Below are 4,213 nucleotides of genomic sequence, written 5' to 3' on the forward strand. Positions count from 1 at the left end.
GAAAATCAACATCATTAAAACCTTCGGGTAGCTGTGGTCGACGAGACATCTGTTCTAGATAATGCATGGTAATGATGCCTAAGCATAGTTGGCGGCAGCTTAAGGATTTAGAAAATGCGATTGGTATAAATTGTAGTATAGGAAGGTTTCTGCTTTTATTCTGCCAGTCTAAAATGATTAGCCAAGAACCCTTGATTTTATTAAATACTCCCTGACTCCAAATTATTGTTAAACTGCCAAGCTGAGCTTATTATTAAGTTCATGAACACTAAATTTAAAACTTCCTAAACAATCTTGTTCGAAAGAGTAGAATGATCTATTTTCCACTTCTGCTCATTGAACAGGGGTAGACTGTTACCGTATTAAAAAATAAAGAGGCTGCGACCAAGCATGAAGCGTCACTATACAGACGTTTATGGAATAGTCATGGCGCTCGAATAATGTATGGCATCCCCCTTGCGGAGATCCTTTTCAACCTTCTTCCACTCTTCACTTGCAAAAACTGCTTTCTTACCGCTTTCGGGAGGATTATGGTCTGACGCGGATGGAGCACGGTTTACTATTTCATTCAATCGACGTCGATTTTCAAGAATATCAATAAACTCATGAACCTTATAACGATACCCTCCTTCAATTCGATATTCCCCATTACCAAGCGCTTGGATTCTTCGGAACTGAACTGATCCATAAAATCCTCGATCTCCCCATTAAGCCATGCCCCTCTATTCAATGTTCGTGATGCTTCATAGGTAATCTCTTTAGTCCCGTGCTTTGTCAGCCATTTTTTACTGGTGCATACCTCTATGATTCTCTCAAACAGTCTTTGTTCAATACGCCCATGACTCCTGCCATAGCTTTGCCCCATATAATCAAGGTTCCCCTGAGCGGATAAAGGTCTCTGACTATTCTTTAATGCCATGCAGACCCGTCTGGCGGCAAAAAAAACATGATTTGCTGTAACGGTTTGCTTCCGCAGAATGACGCATAGCTGTTGAAGCAGAAAGTTCATCACACTTAATCATTGGCTTCTAACCCTATACTTTCAGATCGAGTTGATCCTGTGATGAGCAACCAGTATTCCCTCGGTAAACGAGGGTTCTGGTCTCTGCCCAGGCCTGCAAGTTAAAGTAATCAAGAAAACTTACTGTCCATAACGCTCCGGTGCAGGTGGCTGGTTTACCAGAATGGCCTCAATATCGGCCAGCAAATCCGGTGTAACTTTTCCAACCATGTCCATGGCTTTGAGGTTGTCTTGCAACTGGGACAGACGGGAAGCACCCAGAATCACTGTACTGACATTCTGGTTTTTCAGGCACCAGCCCAAGGCGAGATGAGTGATACTCATACCATTGTTATTAGCCAGGCTGGTTAATGCCCTGACCTTTTCCAGTTTTTCCCTGCCCTCTTCAGTATCCCACCGGTCTTTCAGCCATTCGTAACCCGGCAGAGCGAAGCGGCTGTCCTTCGGGATGCCATCGTTGTACTTGCCAGTCAGTATGCCGCTGGCCAGTGGTGACCAGATCGTGGTGCCCATCCCATAGTTTTCATACAGCGGACGATATTCGGCCTCTACCCGATCACGGTGAAACATATTGTACTGAGGTTGCTCCATGGTAGGTGGCGTCAGATTATGAGCCAGCGCAGCGGCATGGGCTTCCGTGATCTGCTGTGCGGACCATTCACTGGTCCCCCAATACAGAATTTTCCCCTGCTGGATCAGGTTGTGCATGGCCCGGACGGTTTCGACGATAGGCGTGTCAATATCTGGCCGGTGACAGAAGAACAGGTCGAGGTAGTCCACTTTCAAGCGCATCAGTGCCGCATCACAAGCATCCCGGATATGTTTGGCGCTCAGCCCCATCTGGGTTGGCCTTCTCCCCCCAAAGAATACTTTCGATGATATGGCAAAAGTATCCCGTGCCAGTCCTAAACTGCCAATGGCTTCACCCATGATTTTTTCAGACTCACCAGCTTCGTAGCCTTCCGCATTATCAAAAAAATTGATGCCCGCATCGTAGGCCGACTGTAATAGCGTGGCTGCATCACGCAAACCCAACTGCTTACCAAACGTGACCCAGGAGCCAAGAGAAAGTGCTGAAAGTTTGAGTCCTGAGTTTCCGAGTCGCCGATATTCCATAATATCCTCAACATTATTAACGGGTGTTATTCATCTTCTGGCGAAATAAAATCATACCACTGCATTCAATCTTCGTCGTTGCCCTGAGATCCGGTTAATTGGGCTCTTGAAAATGGACACCGGTTAAGCCCTCTACCTTAACCATCAATCCCCATGCATCCAGAACAAATCTGGCATCAGGTTGTTGTGTATATTCCCCAATACCAGCGTCTAAACTGCGAGCAACAGCTGAGAGAGCACCACAAACCATTCACGGAATTCAATAGAGTGAACCAGAGAGGCTAACAAACCGCCCCGAGCCCTGATCACAATATTACCGGGTAACCGACATGGCTGATGGGACTGAGATAACCATTGACGAGCCAAGACTAGTGGTTGATGCAAGGCAATATAGTTCACTCTGATCGTGAGCACTCAAGAAATCCTGCTGTCGAACCCGATAAAACAATGCACGATCTCAGGCTATCGAGCTGACCGCTTGCTGTCAAAATGGTCAGTATTACTAACCAACAAATACTTCAGCCTGAATTAAACGGCATGCATCCGGTCTTAACCTGTATCGTCAATAAAAATCCAGGGGTTCATCATGCATGTGGCCATAAGGGCGTTAGGGATGACAGGCACTGCACTGCTAGGGGCAGGCCTGATGAAAGAATGCTCAAACTATTTCAGGGGCAAAGTCGTTGAACCCCCAGCCTGGTCTGTAACTAATAAGGTGGCGTTTGTAACCGGAGCCACGTCAGGTATTGGCCTGGCTTTTACACAATCTCTGCTGGATAGAAAGTGCACGGTCTATGCCACCTTCCGGAATGAGGGACGCTCTGAAACACTGCGAAAAATGGCCGAGCAATACCCGGAACTGTTACTGGTTAAAGCCGATTTCGACACTGAAGAAAATCTGAATACAGCTATCGCAGAAACACAAAAAGCCGTTGGCAACCGGAAAGTGGATCTCCTGGTGCTCAATGCCGGGTATTTTGAAAAGAAAGCCAACAAGTTCGGAACCCTGGAAGGCGCTGCTCTGGCAAAGTCGTTCCAGGTTAACACCATTGCACCACTGATGATGACTCAGGCGTTATCTCCTAATCTGGATAAGAGCGATAAACCAACGGTGGTTTTCATCAGTAGCCGGCGAGGCAGCATTGCAAGAAATAGAGAAGAAAACTATCAGGGACGATTAGGGTATGTTTCGTCAAAGACCGCTGCAAACTCGATATTTTCCAGCTTAAGCATGTCTCTCACTAAATACCGGATTTTGTTGCTTCATCCAGATGCGGTTTTAAGCAACTTCCCCAGTGTTCAGCCAGATCGCATCTCCCCAGAAGAAAGTGTTAAAGGTATGATCAGTGTGATTGAAAGCCCGACCAAAACCGGCACATTCGTCGATCGGAAAGGGAGGTCGATTCCCTGGTAAATTCCAGCAAATCAGTCACACCACCGTACATTTCGTTTATGCAACTATCAGGCAACCCATTATACTTTCGGTAACTCAATCACTTTTTGTGTGTACTGAGTTACCGTAATTTCATAAAAAGGGTCATTTTTCATAGCCAACACAACAAGCTCGAAACGCCATCAGAGACCATTTTTTATATAATCCGGGAAAATACAAAGGTGTATACGGTTTATTATCAGATACCGTTTTTGCTGGAAATCATTCAGAGTAATATCCTGAATTATTGAAACGCCTGCTCAACGTTCATGCGAGGCCCAGCATCAATTAAAAGAGCAAACTGTTGCTTTCAACCCTATTCTTTTATTACTCAGCCAAACCTCATTGGCAGGAATATGGATTTTAATAACAGTCTTTCAAGCAATTCGCTCTATTTTTCATGCAAAGAGTTTCCGGATCAGTTAACAGCCTCCGATGATAGCCAATGTTCCGAAACAGTAAAATCAACAGAATCCCCCGTCAGAAAACTGGGGCGATTCAAAGTCTCATCACCGACTGTCATCACCGATGTAATAAGTCTTCAAAACACCAGTTTAATTTGACCTCCCGATTAACCCTTTTCTGGCCGATTGTTTTCCTGTTGGTATCAAGCAGGGAGCAGCGCCATGACCAATCGAGAGGAC

The 4,213-nt window shown here is 45.7% G+C and carries 3 protein-coding genes; 1 reads left to right on the forward strand and 2 read right to left on the reverse strand.

The genetic code is table 11. The features are described 5' to 3' along the window. Window positions 1–568: 568 nt before the first annotated feature. Window positions 569–1,009 carry a hypothetical protein gene (locus AK963_RS26150; RefSeq protein ID WP_066018291.1) on the reverse strand — a complete coding sequence of 147 codons (441 nt, stop codon included), beginning with the start codon at window positions 1,007–1,009 and terminating at the stop codon, window positions 569–571. Window positions 1,010–1,141: 132 nt separating this feature from the next. Further along, a complete protein-coding gene (locus tag AK963_RS26155) occupies window positions 1,142–2,137 on the reverse strand; it encodes a potassium channel beta subunit family protein (RefSeq protein ID WP_066018292.1) in 996 nt (331 codons plus the stop codon). A 586-nt stretch (window positions 2,138–2,723) separates the two neighbouring features. On the opposite strand from AK963_RS26155, the gene AK963_RS26160 reads away from it, so the two are divergent. Beyond that, on the forward strand, window positions 2,724–3,551 hold the full coding sequence (locus AK963_RS26160) for an SDR family NAD(P)-dependent oxidoreductase (protein WP_083232902.1): 828 nt from the start codon (window positions 2,724–2,726) through the stop codon (window positions 3,549–3,551). The last annotated feature ends 662 nt before the right edge of the window (window positions 3,552–4,213 follow it).

The sequence above is a fragment of the Endozoicomonas atrinae genome (genome assembly GCF_001647025.1).
Taxonomy (GTDB): Bacteria; Pseudomonadota; Gammaproteobacteria; order Pseudomonadales; family Endozoicomonadaceae; genus Endozoicomonas; species Endozoicomonas atrinae.